This is a genomic window from Sphingobium cupriresistens, assembly GCF_004152865.1.
Classification (GTDB): Bacteria; Pseudomonadota; Alphaproteobacteria; order Sphingomonadales; family Sphingomonadaceae; genus Sphingobium; species Sphingobium cupriresistens.
On record NZ_SEOO01000001.1, the window covers coordinates 80,767 to 98,340 of the forward strand.

Sequence of the window (17,574 nt, forward strand, 5' to 3'; positions counted from 1 at the left end):
ATGTCGGTTCTTCACAATGTAAATGCTCGCGGTTCGCGTTGGTTCCAAACGAGCAAGGTTAAGACAATTTTTGCCAATATCGGGGCCAGCATCGGGATCGTCGGCGCGCTCTGCGCGACCGCCCCGGTCCAAGCTACCGAAAGCGACGACCCCTATGGCGACGCTTCGGAAATCAACACCAGCGCGCTCGGCCCGTCCGACGTCGGCTTCTCCAACCTCTTCTCCAGCCTGCAGCGCCTTGATGGCAATGCCAAGACCGCGGCCTATATCCCGTCGGGTCGCCCCGTCGAAAAGCTGATCCTGACCTCAAATTTCGGCGTGCGGTCCGACCCGTTCAACCGCGCCGCCCGGATGCACAAGGGCATCGATATTCCCGGCCCGATCGGCACGCCGATCCACGCGACGGCCGACGGCATCATCAGCCGCGCCGGCTGGGCCAGCGGCTACGGCAACCTGGTCCAGATTTCGCACGGCAGCGGCATGGAAACGCGCTACGGCCATATGTCGAAGCTGCTGGTCGCCGAAAATAGCTATGTGAAACGCGGCCAGATCATCGGCCTGATGGGTTCGACCGGCCGCTCGACCGGCAGCCACCTCCATTATGAAGTCCGCGTCGATGGTGCCGCGATCAACCCGCTGCCCTTCGTCGCCGGCCCCGACTATCTGGTCGCGATGAACACCAAGCCGCCGCTCGCGATGGGCGGCCCGACCAAGGCGCAGGAACAGGCCGCAGACTAAGATCCGTTTTGCCGACATTCGTACAAGGCCCGGCGCCCTATGGGTTGCCGGGCCTTTTGCTTGACCCTATCTAGGCAGCATGGCCGACATTGATCTTACCCCTTCCGCTGCCGCGCGTGTCGCTGCGATCGCCGCAAAGCAGGGCAAGCCCGCGATTTTGCGGCTGGCCGTGGAGGGCGGGGGATGTTCCGGCTTCCAATATCGCTTTGGCTTGGCCGAAGGCGTCGAGGTGGACGACCTGTCGGTCGAGCGCGACGGCGTGACGCTGGTGGTCGATGATGTCAGCCTGGACCTGGTTCGCGGCTCGGCCGTCGATTTCGTGTCCGACCTGGGTGGCGCAGCCTTCAAAGTGACCAATCCCAACGCGACCGCCGGCTGCGGTTGCGGGACCAGCTTCTCGGTCTGATTTTCTCATTGACGGGTTCTCGCGAAGGCGGGAGCCCGGTTCGGCGGTTGGGACTGGGCTCCCACCTTCGCGAGCGCCTGTTTCATGCTATGGGCGGGTCAGTGAGATAAGATTCGAAACGGATTGCCAGCCATGCGCATCGCCACCTTCAACATCAACGGCATCAAGGCGCGCCTGCCCCGCCTGCTGGAATGGCTGGACGAAACGCAGCCCGACATCGCATGTCTTCAGGAAATCAAGACCAGCGACGAAACCTTCCCGGTCAAGGATATCGAGGCGGCCGGCTATGGCGTGATCTGGCACGGGCAGAAGGGCTTCAACGGCGTCGCCATCCTGGCGCGCGGCGAAACCCCGATCGAGGTGCGCCGCGGGCTGGAGGGGGAGCCGGAGGACGAGCATAGCCGCTATCTGGAAGCCGATGTGAAAGGCGTGCGCGTCGCGTCCATCTACCTGCCCAACGGCAATCCGCAGCCCGGTCCCAAATTCGATTACAAGCTGCGCTGGATGAAGCGCCTGCGCGACCGTGCGACCGAAATCTGGGCGGAGGAAATCCCCGCCATCCTGGCTGGCGACTATAATGTCATCCCGCGCAATGTGGATACGTTCTCGGTCAAGGCGATGCAGGACGATGCGCTGATGCAGCCCGAAAGCCGCGAGGCCTATCGCCGTCTGCTCGGCGACGGCTGGACCGACGCGCTTCTCACCCGCCATCCCGCCGGCGGCGTGTGGACCTTCTGGGACTATCAGGCGAACAGCTGGCCGCGCGACGCGGGCTTCCGCATCGATCATCTGCTGCTCAGCCCCACCGCCGCCGACCGCCTGGTCGATGCGCAGGTCGACAAGGAATTTCGCGGCCGGGAAAAGGCCAGCGACCATGCCCCGACCTGGGTGGAACTGCTTCCGGCATAATTATACCCGGATTATATTGACGCAATTAATGCCGGGTAATAATGATCATGTCGAAGGGGATTCGGCATGGAACGGACATTGACGGCTTTTGCAGGCGATCTGTGGATCGCGACCGGCGACGACGGCGAAGTGCGCGAGGCGCTGCGCGCCATGGGCGACGACCACCAGTCCGTCCTGCTGTTCGACGACGCCACTGGCCGACAGGTCGATATCGACCTGCGTGCTGGACCAACGGTCGCGCCGCGGGGCAGGGGGCGCCCGAAACTGGGGGTGCAACCGCGTGAGATCACATTATTACCGCGCCATTGGGACTGGCTCGCCACCCAGTCAGGCGGCGCATCCGCCACGGTCCGGCGACTGGTGGAAGCGGCGCGCAAGGCCGATGCGGACAAGCCCGGCCCGCGTGCGGCCATGGATGCGGCCTATCATTTCATGACGGCGATGGCGGGCGACCGGCCCGGCTATGAAGCGGCGATCCGGGCGCTCTATGCAAAGGACGAACACCTGTTCAACTCGCTGTCTCAGGACTGGCCATCGGGCATCCGCGACCACGCCCGCGCGCTGGCGGCGCCGGCGTTCCTGTAGGCCTGTCGAACCGTTCGGGCACGGTTGGGCGAACGGATGTGGACTTTATAGAATCTACGCCGCCAGCCGCAAAAACGGCACGGGCTGGGTCGACCGCAGCACGATCGGCTTGCCTTCCGACGCCTCGAACAACTCGCCGTCCAGGATCACGCTGCTGCGATCGCCTTCGATACGGATCGTGTCGCCCTGTTCCAGATGGATGCCCTGCATCTTGTGCTTGCCCACCCGTTTGAACAGGCTGCCCCAGACCAGGCGCAGCAGAGCGGGGAGATTCTGGTCCACCGCCATCAGCTTCATATTGCCGCTTCGGCTGTCGCCGGGGTCCACGCCCAGCAAAAGCCGTTCCAACGTGGTCACGATCAGCACCGCAAAACGGCCGACCAACTGGCCGTCGCGAATCAGCGATATCCGCACCGGATTGCCCGAAGGCGGCAGGAATTTGGCGCGGATGCCGAAAAGCAGCGAAAACACCACCGCAAGGGCGGTGATGACATGGCTTAACCCGTTGGATAGGCCCAGCGGATAGATTTGGTTGCGGCAATAGAGCATGTAATCGGCCAGTCCCGCGCCGCCCAGGAACATGCCCAGCACCGGGCGGCTGCCGACCGCGCCATCGGACAGGGCGATCAGTTCGCGCGCGACGACATGATCGTCCACGCCCGCCTTGGCGATCGCCACGATCCGCTCCAGCGCTTTGATCGGGTCGCCATGGATGCCCAGGTCCAGCGCGATCAGGTTGGTCTTGCCATTGGGCAGCACCGCGATCGGCGGCACCCGGCCCTTGAAATGTTCGCCCTGATAGAGTTCGGTCAGCGAGGCCTGCACCGTGCCGTCGCCGCCATTGATGACGATGACGACCGGATCGACGCGGGCGATCGTCTGAAACGCCCGGCCGATCTGATCGACCTGCTCCACCTCATAATGGAAGATATCGGGGTTGCTGGCGCAATAGCTGCGCACCAGCGGAAGGGTCTGCCGGTTGCCCGTGGACTTGGGATTGGACAGGAGCGCGACGCAGACCATGGCTTTGGATCACATATATTTGAGGTTGATCGTGATTTTCGTCACGCCCGGTCCAACATGGAAGGCCGCCTTCTCCACGCCCGGTTTCCCCAGGTTGAAGATGCTGATCGATGGATTGTTGGAAAATCCACCGCCATCGCGCGAAATGTCCGTCTTGCCATTGCCGTCGCGGTCATGCCGCACGGCGATGCCATATTCGCCCGTCTTGGGCACCGGCACGCAAAAGCGCATCGCGCCATTGGCCGGCCGCACCGCCGTATCGATACGGTTCAGCCACTCGCCCTTCGTCAGCCAAGCGGCTTTGGTGGCGGGATAGGACTGGACGCGCACCTTGCCGGTGGGGGCGGCGAAACCGCGCACATCGACCAGCACGGCCGGCCCCTTGGCGCTGCTTTCGCACCGCCCCAGATCGTTAGCGATTTCCTCGCCATGGGCCATGGCCGGTATCGCCGCGACCAGCGCTGCGACCGACATCAGACCCATTGCAACTTTTACCATGACCATCAGACTCCTGGAAGCTATAGCCGCCGATATCGACCGGCGGACAAACCCCTGTTCGCCCCGCTTTTCTACCTGACTCGCATATGAGATGGGTTTGCGGCCAAAACATGGTGATGGGACGACGACTTAGAGAATGCTGACCGCCACCGACCGTTATCTCGCCCGCCTGATCGCGGTGCCCATGCTGGGCACGCTGGTGATCGCCGCGATGCTGCTGGTGCTCGACAAGATGCTCAGCCTGTTCGATTTCGTCGCGGCGGAAGGGGGCCCGGTCAGCGTCGTGTGGCGGATGCTCGCCAATATGCTGCCCGAATATCTCTCGCTCGGCATCCCGATCGGCCTGATGCTCGGCATCCTGCTCGCCTTCCGCAAGCTCGCTTTGTCATCGGAACTGGACGTGATGCGCGCGGTCGGCCTTTCCTACGGCCGGCTGCTCCGCGTCCCTTATATGTATGCCATTGCGCTGGCCCTGCTTAATTTCGGCATCGTCGGTTTCGTCCAGCCTTTGTCGCGCCACGCCTATGAAGCGCTGCGATTCGAGTTGCGCTCCGGTGCGCTGGGCGCCTCGATCAAAGTCGGCGAATTCACCAATCTGGGCAAGCGCATGACCCTGCGGATCGAGCGCAGCCTGGACGAAGGCCGCAATCTCCAGGGCATCTTCGTCCGCGCAGTCAGTCGCGATGGCCAATCGGTCGCGGTCACGGCGGCGCAGGGCACCTTCCTCGCCACTGACGATCCTGATGTCATCATCTTCCGCCTGCGCAACGGCGTGTTGGTGAACGACGCGCCCAAATATAAGACGCCGCGCATCCTCTCCTTCTCCAGCCATGACCTGCCGATCGACCTGCCGCAGATCGAGAATTTCCGCGGCCGCGATGTCGATCGGGAAAAGACGATTCCAGAACTGATGGTGATCGGAAAAAATCCCGCGACGCCGGAAAAATTAAAGGATGAAGTGCGCGCCAATTTTCATTTCCGCATGGTGGAGGTGGTGTTCATGTTCCTGCTGCCGCTCGCGGCGCTGGCCTTCGCCATCCCGCCCAAGCGATCGACCTCGGCGCTGGGCGTATTCCTCTCGATCGTGTTCATCGTGACCTATCACAAGGTGAACCAATATGGCGAAGGCATCGGCGCGCTGGGGAAGGTCGATCCTATCATCGCGCTATGGGGGCCGTTCCTGCTCGCCTCCGGCCTGGTGTTGTGGATGTATCATGTGATCGCCAATCGACCCGGCGGCCAGCCGATCGGCGCACTCGAAGTCGCCTTCTCCAAGCTTGGCAAGCACATCGTGCGACTGCTGCGCTTCGGGCGGCGACGTCCTGCTGCGCAAGGAGCGGCCTGACCCATGCAGCTAAACTTCTTCCCGTCGCGCCAGATCAGTTGGTATATGGCGCGCCTGTTCCTGACCCGCACCTTCGCCGTGCTGATGTTGCTGGTGGTCGTCCTCCAGACGCTCGACCTGCTCGGCAATTCGGGCGACATATTGTCCTATCCCGGCAATGGCGACCCCGAATTGTGGCATTATGTCGGTCTGCGCGCGCCGCAGATCGTTGCACGCTTCCTGCCGTTTTCGGTTCTGCTCGGCACGCTGGTGATGCTGGCGACGCTCAACCAGAATAGCGAAATCATCTCGATGAAGGCGGCGGGCCTGTCCGCGCATCAGATATTGGCGCCGCTGATCGCGACGGCGCTGGGCGTATCGGTCATCAGCTTCGCCTTCAACGAACGGATCGTCGCCCGCTCGACCGCGGCGCTCAGCGCCTGGCAGGCGGTCGACTATGGCCCGATTCCGCCCGACAGCGGCGTAAAGAGCAATCCCTGGGTGCGCGACGGCAACAACCTGGTCAACGCGGCGATCGTGGCGGGGCGCGGCACCGAAGTCCAGTTGCGCAAGGTCCAGATCTACAATCGCATCAATAATAGTCTGACGACCATCGTCCAGGCGCCCAAAGGCCATTATGACGCCGCCAGCAAGAGCTGGCTGCTGGAAGATGCGCGCCAGTTCGACGTGGCGCGTGGCACGGTCCGCAATGTCGGCACCGTCCGTTTCGGCCGCGACATCCGCCCGGACCAGTTCACCCTGGCGAAGGTCGATCCCGACGCGCTGACCTTCCGCGGACTGGAAGCGGCGATATCGGACTTGCATGACGCCGGCCGGCCGACCGCGGAGCTGGAGGGCAGCCTGTGGCACAAGCTGTCGGGGCCGCTGTCTGCGCTGCTGATGCCGATTCTGGGCTCGGTTGCCGCTTTCGGCCTCGCCCGGTCTGGCCAACTATTCATGCGCGCGGTGCTGGGGATGGCGCTGGGCTTCGCCTATTTCGTCGCCGACAATTTCTCGCTCGCGATGGGGAGCCTGGGCGCCTATCCGCCGGTGCTGGCCGCCTGGGCGCCCTTCTTCCTGTTCCTGCTGGTCGGCGAAACCGTGTTGTTCAGGACTGAAGAGTGATGGCCGCGAGGCGGGAACCGGCGGCCAGATAAAAAGGCCCCGGCGACCAAGGGACGTCGCGCGGGGCCTCCAGAGGGGGCGTTCCGATCCTCATAGGGGGAGGGGAAAGAGACCGGAACGACCCCGATATAGGCCGCGCCAAATCAGGTTTCAACAGGCAACGGAAATTAATCGATCCGCCTCAGCGCGCCGCCATCGTGCTGCGCGCGATCTTGCCGACCAGCGGCAGCATCCCCGGATAATTGCCGCGATGATAGGGCGATTCCCCGTCCAGCGTGGCGATCAGCCGGGCATGCGCCTTGCCCAGCGCATGATAGGGGACGCTGGGCAACAGATGGTGCAGCGCATGATAGCGCAGGCCCACCGGTGCCCAGAGCGCGGGCAGCGTGCCGGGCGGGGGCACGTTGACCGAATCGAGATATTGCGCCGTCACCGTCATCGGCTCGCCCTCATTCTCCCACAGATGCGCGACCAGCGTGCGCAACTGGTTGATGACGGTCATCGCCGAATGGATCGCCATATAGACGAGCAGCGGCTTCCAGCCGAAGGCGAAGACGCTGCCGACCAGCGCCAGCGCGAACAGGGAAGCGCCCGCTTCCTGCCACATCCACATGCGGGCGAAATCGCCTTCGGGCGCGCGGCGGCGATAGGCGGGATTGATCGACAGGGCTGACAATTCCGCCACCACCTTGGCGCGCAGCGGCGGGATCAGCAGCGAGAGCGGCGTGATCAGGCCGAAGCGCAGGATCAGGCCGACCGGCGCCAGCGAGGCGACGAGGATGAACAGTGGCAGCGACCAGGGTTTCATCAGCGCCAGCGGCAGATATTCGGGGTCTTCCGTAGTGCCATAACGGGTACGGGCATGATGCTGGGTATGGACGCCCTCATACATAAAGGACGGGATCATCAGCGGGATGCCGACGATCAGGTTCCAGACGAAGCGGAAGCCGGGGAGCGCGCCCTTGCGGATATGAGTCAGTTCATGGATGAAACTGGCCGCGCGATACAGCGCCAGCATGGCAAAGAACGCGCAGCCGATCGCCACGGCCACATTCTCCGCCAGAATCGCGCCGGCCATCGCGCCCCAGCCCAGCAGCGCGGACGCCAGCAGGTCGGGCCAGTAGATGCGCGGATTGGCGACCGCATAGTCGCGCGTCAATTCGGCCGCGGCGCGGAGCATCGCCGTGTCGTCGGGGATGGCGGCGCGCGCGCGCTGGGCGGCGGCCAATATGGGATCATGCACAGTCATGCGGGCGGTCCTAGCCTCCAAATGCGCTGAGATCATGGCAGCACCATGACATATTCGCTTGCGGTACGCGCCCGTTTCCCCCGCATGATTGACATTGCGCAAACAAGGGGCGAACTGCACCGCACTTCTTTTTTGTTCAAGGCGGCACCCGTGGCGCACACTGATCTGGTTATTACTCCCGTTTCCGGCAAGGCCGACTTTAAGGCCTTTATCGACCTGCCCTGGCGGCTCTATGCCAATGATCCCAACTGGGTGCCGCCATTGAAGGCGGAGGTGAAGGAATTGCTGACGCCGGGGAAGAATCCCTTTTTCGGCCATGCCGAGGCGCAATATTTTCTCGCCCGCCGCGGCGGGACGGTGGTCGGCCGCATTTCCGCCCATATCGATCATCTCGCGCTGGAACAGCCGGTCGCACAGGGGATGGGACCGGGCACCGGCAATTTCGGCCTGTTCGAAGCGGAGGACGCGGGGACCGGCAAGGCATTGATCGCCACGGCGGAGGATTGGCTGCGCGCAAAGGGCATGACCCGCGTATTGGGGCCGATTTCGCTGTCGATCTGGGAAGAGCCGGGCCTGTTGATCGCGGGGCATGACCATCCCCCCACGGTGATGATGGGCCATAACAGCCCGGCCTATCAGGCGATGATCGAGGGGGCGGGCTACGTCCCGGTCAAGCAGCTCAAAACCTATGAACTGGACATCACGCGCGATTTTCCGCCGCTGATCCAGCGTATCATCAAATCGGGCGAAAATAACGACCGCATCCGCATCCGCCGGGTCGACAAGTCGAAATTCGACGCCGAAGCCGCGATCATCCTGGCGATCCTGAACGACGCCTGGGGCAACAACTGGGGCTTCGTGCCGATCACGGACGCGGAAATCGCGCATACCGGCAAGAAATTGAAGCCGATCGTGTTCGAAGACCTGATCATGGTCGCCGAACTGGACGGCGAGCCGGTCGCGTTCATGATGACGCTGCCGGACCTCAACGAAGCGACCAAGTCGCTCAATGGCGCGCTTTTCCCCTTCGGCTGGATCAAGCTGCTGCGCTGGCTGCGCAAGCCTCAGGCGCGCACCATGCGGGTGCCGCTGATGGGCGTGGTGCAGCGGCTGCAAAGCTCGCGCATGGCGGGCCAGCTCGCCTTCATGATGATCGAAACCATCCGTCGTCAGGCGATTGCCGATTATGGATCGACGCGGGGCGAGATCGGCTGGGTGCTGGACGACAATCAGGGCATGAACGGCATCGCCGAGGCGATCAACAGCACCGTCAACAAAATCTATCAGATTTACGAAAAGCCTTTGTAAAAGCTTCGTTTCGCCTGCGTATCGTCGGCAACCCTTTGTGCGGTGCATCGTTGAAACTTGCAACCACCCTGAAGGAGTAACGACATGGGCGAAGCAACCGACAAGCTGAAGGCCGCTGGCAACAAGGCGGCTGGCGCCGTCAAGGAAAGCGTGGGCAAGGCGACGGACAATGAGCGTCTGGAAGCCGAAGGCAAGGCGCAGAAGGCCAAGGGCACGGCGCAGGATGTGGCCGGTTCGGTCAAGGGCGCGCTTGGCGACAAGATCTGATCGCCGGCCGTTGAAAAAAGGCCCCGCTCCGAAAGGCGCGGGGCCTTTTCGTAGATGGGGTCATGTTAGCTATCCGCGTCCCTCGACAGATAGGCTTTCACATCCCGGCGCAATTCCCCGGCGCATAGATAGAGCGCGATGACGTTGGGGATGGCCATCAGGAAAAAGCTGCTGTCGACGATGCCGACCACGCGGCCCAAGTCGATCGCGGCGGCGGGGGGCAGGGCGACGACATAGAGGATCTTGTAGGTCCATTGCGCCCGCGGCCCGTTGCCGAACAGATAGCCCCAGGCCTGCAAACCATAAAAGCCCCAGGCGACCAGTGTCGAATAGGCGAACAGGAACACGACGACCGCCAGCAGCCAGGGGAACCAGGGCGACACCTGGGCGAAGGCGGCCGATGTGATCGCGATCCCTTCCAGCCCCGTATTCCACGTTCCCGCGACCACCAGCGCCAGGCCGCCCAGCGCGCACACGATCATCGTGCCGAGCAGCGGCTCCAGCAGCGCGACCAGCCCTTCCGATACCGGATGCTGGGTCCGCGCCAGGCTGTGCGCCATGACGGCGGACCCCACGCCCGCCTCGCTGGCGAAGACAGCGCGCCGCATCCCGGCGACGAAAGCGCCGACCGCGCCGCCGGTCGCGGCCTGTCCGCTCCATGCGCCTTTCCAGATCAGCGCCAGCGCGCCGGGTATCTCGCCAAGATGCAGGATCAGGATCGCCACGACGCCCAGCAGATAGACGCTGACCTTGAGCGGGGTCAGTCGCTTCGCCACCTCGCCCAGCCAGGCCGCGCCGCCCAGCGTCACCAGCGCCACCGCGCCGGCCAGGAACACGCCATAGGCCCAGCCGTTGGTCAGGCCGGTGACGACCTTCACCTGCGCGAAGCTCTGGTTGACCTGCACCATCGGGATCGCTCCGAACAGCGCGAAAAAGGCGTAGGCGCCGCCCAGCGCCAGCCCGACCTTGGGCCAGCCGCGCGCCGCGCCCACGGCTTTGAGCACATACATCGGCCCGCCATGGACATGGCCCTGCGCGTCGAACACGCGATATTTGAGGCCCAGCGTGACCTCCGCCATTTTCACCGTCATCGCGAACCAGCCGATGATGAACATCCACAAGATCGCGCCCGGCCCGCCCATGGTCAGCGCCACTGCGACGCCGGCGATATTGCCGAGGCCGATCGTACCCGACAGCGCGGTGGAGAGCGCTGCCCACTGGCTGACATCGCCCTTCGCCTCGCCTTCCTGCGGCTGCGTGCGCAGGATATGGATCGCGCGCCCGACCTGCCGGATGTTGGGAAAGCCCAGCCAGAGCGTGAAGAACAGCATCGGCAGCGCCAGATAGAGCACGATCAGTTCGATCTGCGCGCCAAATAGCGGCACCTTGAAAAAGACGGCGGCGGAGAGGCCGTCGATGAAGGCGTTGAAATTTTCCATCGCCCCCGGATGCCGCCGGATCGCGGGAAAGTCGATTAAAGATTGCTCATGCGATCGCGGCGGGTTGATCGGGCGGCCCCGATGGGTGCAAGGAAGGGGCATGAGCAGGCAATATTTCGGCACCGACGGCATCCGCGGCCGCACCAACCAATGGCCGATGACGGCGGAACTGGCGATGAAGGTCGGCATGGCCGCCGGCACCCATTTCCTGCGCGGCAGCCATCGCCATCGCGTAGTGATCGGCAAGGATACCCGCCTGTCGGGTTATATGGTGGAAAATGCGCTGGTCGCGGGCTTTACCGCCGTGGGCATGGACGTGGTCCAGTTCGGGCCGATCCCGACGCCTGCGGTCGCGCTGCTCGCCCATTCGATGCGCGCGGACCTGGGCGTCATGATCTCGGCCAGCCACAATCCCTATTTCGACAATGGGATCAAATTGTTTGGGCCGGACGGCTATAAGTTGTCGGACGAGGATGAGCTGAAGATCGAGGCGCTGATCGGGCAGGACATCCCGCTCGCCGCATCCAAGGATATCGGCCGCGCCCGCCGGGTCGAGGATGCGCGCGGCCGCTACATCCATGCGGTCAAGTCCAGCTTTCCCGCCGACCTGCGCCTCGACGGGCTCAAGATCGTGGTCGATTGCGCCAATGGCGCCGCCTATCAGGTCGCGCCGTCGGCGCTGTGGGAACTGGGCGCGACGGTCGTGGCGATCGGGGTGACGCCCAACGGCACCAACATCAACGACGGCTGCGGATCGACCGCGCCTTTGCTGTTGCAGGAAACCGTGGTGTCGTCCGGTGCCGACGTCGGTATCGCGCTGGACGGCGACGCCGATCGGCTGATCGTCGTGGACGAACAGGGCCAGATCGTCGATGGCGACCAGATCATGGCGCTGATCGCCGCCAATTTCATGGCCGAAGGCACGCTGCGCGGCGGCGGGCTGGTCGCGACCGTCATGTCCAATCTTGGCCTCGAACGCTTCCTGGCGGCCAGGGGTATCGCGCTGGAGCGTACCAAGGTCGGCGACCGCTATGTGCTGGAACGGATGCGCGAGGGCGGCTTCAATCTGGGCGGCGAACAGTCCGGTCACATGATCCTGTCCGATTACGCCACCACCGGCGACGGCACGGTCGCGGCGTTGCAGGTGCTGGCGGCCTTGGTGCGTTCGGGCAAGCCCGCCAGCGAGACGCTGCACCAGTTCGATCCCGTCCCGCAACTGCTCAAGAATGTCCGCTTCTCCGGCGGCAAGCCGCTGGAGCATGACGAGGTCAAGCGCGTGATCGCGCAGGCGGAAGCGGAACTGAACGGCACCGGCCGCCTCGTCATCCGCCCGTCCGGCACCGAGCCGGTGATCCGCGTGATGGCCGAAGGCGACAAGGCGGATCAGGTCAAGGATGTGGTGGAGCGCATCTGCGCGGCGGTCGAGAAGGCGGCGGCGTGATGCTTGCGATGCGCCCAGATTGCGAACGCTGCGGCACGGACCTGCCGGCCGACGAACCTGGCGCGTTCATCTGTTCGTTCGAATGTAGCTTTTGCGCGCCCTGTGCCGAGGCGCTGGACGATCGCTGCCCCAATTGCGGCGGCGAACTGATGGACCGGCCCAGCCGCGTGGGCAAGGCGCTGGCGAACAATCCCGCCTCGACGGAGCGGCACTTCAAGGGATGAAGCCTGCGCGCATCCTCATCATCGCCGGTTCCGACAGCGGGGGCGGCGCGGGTATCCAGGCGGATATCAAGACCGTGACGATGCTGGGCGGCCACGCCATGACCGCCATCACCGCCATCACCGCGCAGAACACGCTGGGCGTGCAAGGCGTCCATCCAGTGCCGACCGCCATGGTGCTGGCGCAGATCGAAAGCTGTATCAGCGACATCGGCGTGGATGCGGTGAAAATCGGCATGATCGGATCGGCGCAGACGGCCGCAGCGGTCGCGGATCGCCTGGCGCAATTGCAGGATGTCCCTATCGTTTTCGATCCGGTCATGGTCGCGACCAGCGGGTCGCTGCTGGCGGATGCAGCAACCATCGCCGCCTTCGAGAGGCTGATGGCCGTGGCGAGTGTCATCACCCCCAATGTGCCGGAGTTGGAAGCGCTGACCGGCAGGACGATCGGCGATGTCGAGGCGCTGGAGGCGGCCGGACAGGCGCTGCGCGATCGCACCGGCGCGGTCATCTTCGCCAAGGGCGGGCATCTGCCGCAGCAGGCCGACGACGATCGCCCGTTGATCCACGATCTGCTGATCGATGAGGATATGGTCGCGGACTATGCGGTCGCGCGGATCGAAACCCGCAACAGCCATGGCACCGGCTGCACTTTGGCCAGCGCCATCGCGACCGGCTTGGGCGGCGGCCTGTCGCTGGCCGACGCGGCCGACCGGGCGGAAGCCTTCGTCGCGGCGGTTCTGGCCGCGGCGCCGGGGCTGGGGCAGGGCCATGGTCCGATGGGCCATGCGCTGGGTCTGACGCCCTTCTACCATCTGTTGGCGGCGGTCGACCCGACCGGCTGGGACGCAGCGGCCTTGGCCGCGCGCTATTCCGACCATGCCTGATTTTTGCCACGAGATGCGCCATCATCCAGGCCTGGTCGCCGGCGTGGACGAAGCGGGGCGTGGTCCGCTGGCGGGACCGGTGGTCGCCGCCGCCGTCATCCTGCGCGCGGAGGATTGCCCCGACGGCCTCAACGATAGCAAGCAATTGACGGCCAAACGCCGGGCAGCGCTGGAGGTGGAGATCAAGGCGCGCGCACTCTGCTGGGGCGTCGGTGTCGCCAGCGTGGAAGAGATCGACCAGATCAACATTCTCTGGGCGACGATGCTGGCCATGACCCGCGCGGTGGAAGCGCTGGGGCACGATTGTGCGCATGTGCTGGTGGACGGCAATCGCTGCCCGACATGGCGCTGGGCCTCGACAGCGATCGTGGAGGGCGACGCCAAATGCCTGTCGATCGCGGCCGCCTCGATCATCGCCAAGGAAAGCCGCGACCGGATGATGGTGGAGGCCGCTGCGCAGCATCCCCATTATGGATGGGACACGAACAAGGGCTATGGCAGCGCCCGCCATCTGGCCGCGTTGCGCGAACATGGCCCGACCCCACTGCACCGCCGCAGCTTCGCGCCGGTCGCGCAATTGATATTGCTTTAAGCCGGCTGCACCGTCGGCGCGCCCATCAGCAGTCGCTGCGCCATCACCATCCCGCCGCCCAGCGCCAGCCAGCCGAGCATCAGCCAGATTTCGACCGGCATCCCGTCGCTGACGCCGAACGGCGTGGCGATGGCGGCGCTCGCCACCACGGCGGCGCCGATGCTGATCGCGACCAGCAGCGGACTGCCCCCTGCCAGCACGAAAGCGGGCGGAGTCGCGCCCTTGTCGCGGCTGCGCAGCCGCATCAGCGCGAGCATCGCGACCGCGGCGATGGCGGTGGTGCACATCGTCCCCATGGAGATGATCGGGCCGATCGCGCCGCGCCCTGCCAGCACGCCAAGGCAGGTCCACAGCCCCACCAGCAGCGCGGCGCGCCGCGGCGCGCCGGTGCGCGCGTCGATATGGGCGAGGCTGGCGGGCAGGAACCCCGCCCGCGCCTGCGCCAGGATGACGCGCGTCGCGGACAGGTGCATCGCGTTCCACGTCTTGAGCAGGGACGCCATGGCGACCAGGATGATCCCCTTGGTGGCCAGCCCTCCCGCCAGCGCATGGTCGAAGGCGGCAGCGACCGGCAGCGCGCCGGACGTCAGGTCGCGCCATGGCGCCAGCGACGCCGACGCCAGGATGATGAGGCTGTAGAACAAAGCCGCGACCGCCACCGCCGCCATCATGGCGCGGGCGACGGTGTGGAAACTGGTGCCGGGCGCGCGTTCCTCCACCGCCGACGCGGCGGTCTGGAACCCCGACAGCCACATGCCCGCAACGCCCAGCATCACGAACATGCCGCCGGCGAAGCTGCGATCCTGCGCCGATTCGAACAGCGGGTGCCAGTTCCCCGTATCGCCCTGCGCGAAGCCCAGCAGCACCAGCACGGCCGACGCGGTGAGGAAGGCGAAGGTCACGATCTTCTGGAAGCCCACCGCGATCGTCGCGCCCGATGCGTTGAGGATGGTCATCACCACCGCGCCCGCCAGTCCGACGATCAGGTCCATCGCCGTGATCGGCCGGCCGAGCAGCGTATAGAGCGGGGCCTGCCCGCTGAGCGACGGCGCGAGATTTTCCAGGAACCAGGACAGGGCCAGCCCCTCGAACGCAGCGATACCGACGAAATAGAGCGTCAGATACCATCCGGTGACGAAGCCGGGCCATGGTCCGAACGCCTTTTCGACGAACACGAACTCCGCCCCTGCGCGCGGCACGCGGGCGACCAGTTCGGCATAGGCGGCCGCGACCGGCACCATCAGCAGGGTCATGCCCAGAAAGGCCAGCACCGCGCCGCCCGGTCCCGCGGGCGCGACCCATTCGCCCATCAGCACCATCCAGGCGGACCCGACGATCGTGCCGAAGGCGAGCGCGAAATAGCCCGGTCCGGTGACGCCGCGCTTCAGCGCTGGCTCCGCCGCAACATTCATCGGCGCAACTGCACCAGGCAGAGCAACTGGAACAGCATCTGGGCAGCGGCCTGCGCCGTCACCGTGGTCGGATCATATTCGGGCGCGACCTCCACGACGTCGCCCCCGATGATGTCGATCCCCGCCAGCCCGCGCAGCAGGTGCAGCGCCTCGCGCGTCGACAACCCGCCGATTTCCGGCGTGCCGGTGCCCGGCGCATAGACCGGGTCCAGCCCGTCGACGTCGAACGTCACATAGGTCGGCCCGTCGCCGACGACCTCCAGCGCTTTCGCGACGACGGCGTCCATGCCCATGGCTGCGCAGTCTTCGGCATGGATGACCGTCATGCCGCTGGCGTAGGAAAACTCCCACAGATATTCCGCGCCGCCCCGGATGCCGATCTGGATCGATCGCTTCGGGTCCAGCACCCCGGCAAGCACGGCCTCGCGGAAGGGTGCGCCATGGTGGAATTTGGAGCCTTCATAAATACCGCCGGTGTCGCAATGGGCATCGAAATGGACCATGCCCATAGGGCCTTTGGCAGCGGCCAGTCCCTTCATGATCGATCCGGTGATGCTATGGTCGCCACCGACCGACAGCGGGATCGCGCGGGTGGCGCCGATCATCGCGTAACATTCTTCGATGTCCGCATGGCAGAGCGCCAGGTCGTAGCGGCTCTGCATCGCGACATCGCCCACGTCCGCGACCTTGAGCGCGTTCATCGGCGCGACGCGCAGTTTATGTTCATAGGGGCCGATGCGGTCGATCGCCCGCACCGCGCGCGGGCCATAGCGTGCGCCCGGCCGGTTGGTGACGCCTAGGTCCATCGGCACGCCGACCAGCGCGACGTCCAGCCGGTCGAGCGTCTCCGGCGCCAGCCCGCCGGCGATATAGGGCGCGTCCAGCAGCGTGGACGGCTGGGCGAAGGGCCAGCGGCGCTTGTCGCCGCTCTTGAATTGCAGTCCCGCCACCTCGCGGAAATGGGGGTCGTGAATGTCTGCCCCGCCACCCCCGGCATAGAGGCGGCGGAGTGCATCAAGGTCGATCGGATCATGGGCCATGGGCGTCAGTCTGGACGGCGGCCAAGGGGCGGCAATGGGGCGAAGGACGTATGGCCTGTCGCGCGCAGGCCGTTGCGCCGCAGGGCAAAGCGGGGGAGGGTGGTGACCATGACCCATATGGATTTCGACGCGCTGGTGGCGCTGCTGACCCGCATCTTCATCGCCAACGGCGCGTCGCCCGGCGTGGCGGATATACTCGCCCGCAACTGCGCCGGGGCGGAGCGGGACGGGGCGATGAGCCATGGGCTATTCCGGATGCCGGGTTATGTTGCGACGCTGCGCAGCGGCTGGGTCGATGGGCGGGCCGAGCCGGTGGTGGAGGATGGCGGCGCATCCTTTCTGCGGGTCGATGCCGCCAATGGCTTTGCCCAGCCTGCGCTGGCCGTTGCCGCGCCCTTGGCGATGGACAGGGCATGCGCGACTGGCGCCTGCGTCGTCGCGATCCGGCGATCGCATCATTTCGCCGCACTATGGCCCGATGTCGAACCCTTTGCGGAGGCGGGGCTGGTTGCGATCGCGATGGTGGACAGCATGGCCGTCGTGGTCCCGCCCGGCGCGGGAAAGCCCGTTTATGGCACCAATCCGCTGGCCTTCGCCGCGCCGCGTGGCGGGGGCAAGATCATCGTGTTCGACCAGGCGGTGAGCGTGCTGGCCCATGGCGATGTGCAGATCGCCGCGCGCGAGGGGCATGACCTGCCGGAAGGGGCGGGCGTCGATGCGGCGGGGCGGCCGACCCGCGATCCGCGCGCGGTGCTGGATGGCGGCGCGCTGCTGCCCTTTGGCGGGCATAAGGGCGCGGCGATCGCGATGATGATCGAGATCATGGCCGCCGCTTTGACTGGCGGGCTCTATTCGCACGAGGTCGATTGGTCGGGGCATCCCGGCGCGCAGACGCCCTGTACTGGCGAGTGTGTGATATTGATCGACCCGGCGCGCGGCGGATCGGCGGCGGGGTTTGCGGCGCGGGTCGAGCAGTTGGTCGAGGCATTGCGTGCGGCCGGGCAGGAGCGGATGCCGGGCGACCGGCGCTTCGCCGCGCGGGATAGAGCGCTGCGGGAGGGGGTGGCGGTGAGTGGTGAGATGCGGGCGCGGTTGGAGGGCTTGTTGTGA

General features: G+C 65.4%; 19 protein-coding genes. 13 read left to right on the forward strand and 6 right to left on the reverse strand.

Going from position 1 to position 17,574, the window contains the following annotated elements:
• From EWH12_RS00390 to EWH12_RS00405, 4 genes are all read left to right on the forward strand, one after another.
• A complete protein-coding gene (locus EWH12_RS00390) occupies positions 1-738 on the forward strand; it encodes a M23 family metallopeptidase (RefSeq protein WP_082678969.1) in 738 nt (245 codons plus the stop codon).
• A 79-nt stretch (positions 739-817) separates the two neighbouring features.
• A complete protein-coding gene (gene erpA / locus EWH12_RS00395; RefSeq protein WP_066600826.1) occupies positions 818-1,144 on the forward strand; it encodes an iron-sulfur cluster insertion protein ErpA in 327 nt (108 codons plus the stop codon).
• Positions 1,145-1,276: 132 nt separating this feature from the next.
• Entirely contained in the window at positions 1,277-2,053 is a 777-nt protein-coding gene (gene xth / locus EWH12_RS00400) for an exodeoxyribonuclease III (RefSeq protein ID WP_129925346.1), read from the forward strand.
• 66 nt (positions 2,054-2,119) lie between these two features.
• Positions 2,120-2,638: a DUF2239 family protein gene (locus tag EWH12_RS00405; RefSeq protein ID WP_129925347.1), complete on the forward strand. Its 519-nt coding sequence runs from the start codon at positions 2,120-2,122 to the stop codon at positions 2,636-2,638.
• 54 nt (positions 2,639-2,692) lie between these two features.
• Here the strand turns inward: EWH12_RS00405 and EWH12_RS00410 are convergent, their stop codons facing one another.
• Together EWH12_RS00410 and EWH12_RS00415 are read right to left on the reverse strand one after the other, a co-directional pair.
• On the reverse strand, positions 2,693-3,661 hold the full coding sequence (locus EWH12_RS00410; RefSeq protein ID WP_066600832.1) for a diacylglycerol/lipid kinase family protein: 969 nt from the start codon (positions 3,659-3,661) through the stop codon (positions 2,693-2,695).
• Positions 3,662-3,670: 9 nt separating this feature from the next.
• Complete coding sequence (locus EWH12_RS00415; RefSeq protein ID WP_066600833.1) at positions 3,671-4,165, reverse strand: DUF2141 domain-containing protein; 495 nt, start codon at positions 4,163-4,165, stop codon at positions 3,671-3,673.
• Positions 4,166-4,295: 130 nt separating this feature from the next.
• Here EWH12_RS00415 and lptF point away from each other — a divergent pair, with 130 nt between their 5' ends.
• Positions 4,296-5,504 (forward strand): LPS export ABC transporter permease LptF, encoded by a 1,209-nt coding sequence (lptF, locus tag EWH12_RS00420; protein WP_066600835.1) that lies wholly within the window; start codon positions 4,296-4,298, stop codon positions 5,502-5,504.
• Positions 5,505-5,507: 3 nt separating this feature from the next.
• Complete coding sequence (lptG, locus tag EWH12_RS00425; RefSeq protein ID WP_129925348.1) at positions 5,508-6,608, forward strand: LPS export ABC transporter permease LptG; 1,101 nt, start codon at positions 5,508-5,510, stop codon at positions 6,606-6,608.
• 181 nt (positions 6,609-6,789) lie between these two features.
• On the opposite strand, the gene EWH12_RS00430 is transcribed toward lptG, so the two are convergent.
• A complete protein-coding gene (locus EWH12_RS00430; protein WP_129925349.1) occupies positions 6,790-7,857 on the reverse strand; it encodes a fatty acid desaturase family protein in 1,068 nt (355 codons plus the stop codon).
• Positions 7,858-8,007: 150 nt separating this feature from the next.
• Between EWH12_RS00430 and EWH12_RS00435 the strand changes: the two genes are divergently transcribed.
• Together EWH12_RS00435 and EWH12_RS00440 are read left to right on the forward strand one after the other, a co-directional pair.
• Positions 8,008-9,165, forward strand: coding sequence for a hypothetical protein (locus EWH12_RS00435; protein ID WP_066604985.1), 1,158 nt, complete (start codon positions 8,008-8,010; stop codon positions 9,163-9,165).
• 84 nt (positions 9,166-9,249) lie between these two features.
• Positions 9,250-9,432: a CsbD family protein gene (locus tag EWH12_RS00440; protein ID WP_066600840.1), complete on the forward strand. Its 183-nt coding sequence runs from the start codon at positions 9,250-9,252 to the stop codon at positions 9,430-9,432.
• A 65-nt stretch (positions 9,433-9,497) separates the two neighbouring features.
• Here the strand turns inward: EWH12_RS00440 and EWH12_RS00445 are convergent, their stop codons facing one another.
• Complete coding sequence (locus EWH12_RS00445) at positions 9,498-10,871, reverse strand: alanine/glycine:cation symporter family protein (protein WP_129925350.1); 1,374 nt, start codon at positions 10,869-10,871, stop codon at positions 9,498-9,500.
• Positions 10,872-10,971: 100 nt separating this feature from the next.
• Here EWH12_RS00445 and glmM point away from each other — a divergent pair, with 100 nt between their 5' ends.
• The 4 genes from glmM to EWH12_RS00465 are packed head-to-tail and all read left to right on the forward strand — an operon-like array spanning position 10,972 to position 14,012.
• On the forward strand, positions 10,972-12,312 hold the full coding sequence (gene glmM / locus EWH12_RS00450) for a phosphoglucosamine mutase (protein ID WP_129925351.1): 1,341 nt from the start codon (positions 10,972-10,974) through the stop codon (positions 12,310-12,312).
• Positions 12,312-12,536, forward strand: a complete 225-nt coding sequence (locus EWH12_RS00455) for a DUF1272 domain-containing protein (RefSeq protein WP_129925443.1) — start codon at positions 12,312-12,314, stop codon at positions 12,534-12,536. The genes glmM and EWH12_RS00455 overlap by 1 nt, the downstream gene beginning before the upstream one ends.
• A complete protein-coding gene (gene thiD / locus EWH12_RS00460) occupies positions 12,533-13,420 on the forward strand; it encodes a bifunctional hydroxymethylpyrimidine kinase/phosphomethylpyrimidine kinase (RefSeq protein ID WP_066600847.1) in 888 nt (295 codons plus the stop codon). The genes EWH12_RS00455 and thiD overlap by 4 nt, the downstream gene beginning before the upstream one ends.
• Positions 13,413-14,012: a ribonuclease HII gene (locus EWH12_RS00465; protein ID WP_066600849.1), complete on the forward strand. Its 600-nt coding sequence runs from the start codon at positions 13,413-13,415 to the stop codon at positions 14,010-14,012. Before thiD ends, EWH12_RS00465 begins: the two co-directional genes overlap by 8 nt.
• Here EWH12_RS00465 and EWH12_RS00470 read toward each other — a convergent pair.
• Together EWH12_RS00470 and speB are read right to left on the reverse strand one after the other, a co-directional pair.
• Entirely contained in the window at positions 14,009-15,424 is a 1,416-nt protein-coding gene (locus EWH12_RS00470) for an APC family permease (protein ID WP_129925352.1), read from the reverse strand. The genes EWH12_RS00465 and EWH12_RS00470 overlap by 4 nt on opposite strands.
• The gene (gene speB / locus EWH12_RS00475) at positions 15,421-16,464 is read right to left on the reverse strand and encodes an agmatinase (protein WP_129925353.1); all 1,044 of its coding nucleotides are present in this window, start codon (positions 16,462-16,464) and stop codon (positions 15,421-15,423) included. Before speB ends, EWH12_RS00470 begins: the two co-directional genes overlap by 4 nt.
• 108 nt (positions 16,465-16,572) lie before the next feature.
• On the opposite strand from speB, the gene EWH12_RS00480 reads away from it, so the two are divergent.
• Positions 16,573-17,574 carry an Ldh family oxidoreductase gene (locus EWH12_RS00480; protein WP_129925354.1) on the forward strand — a complete coding sequence of 334 codons (1,002 nt, stop codon included), beginning with the start codon at positions 16,573-16,575 and terminating at the stop codon, positions 17,572-17,574.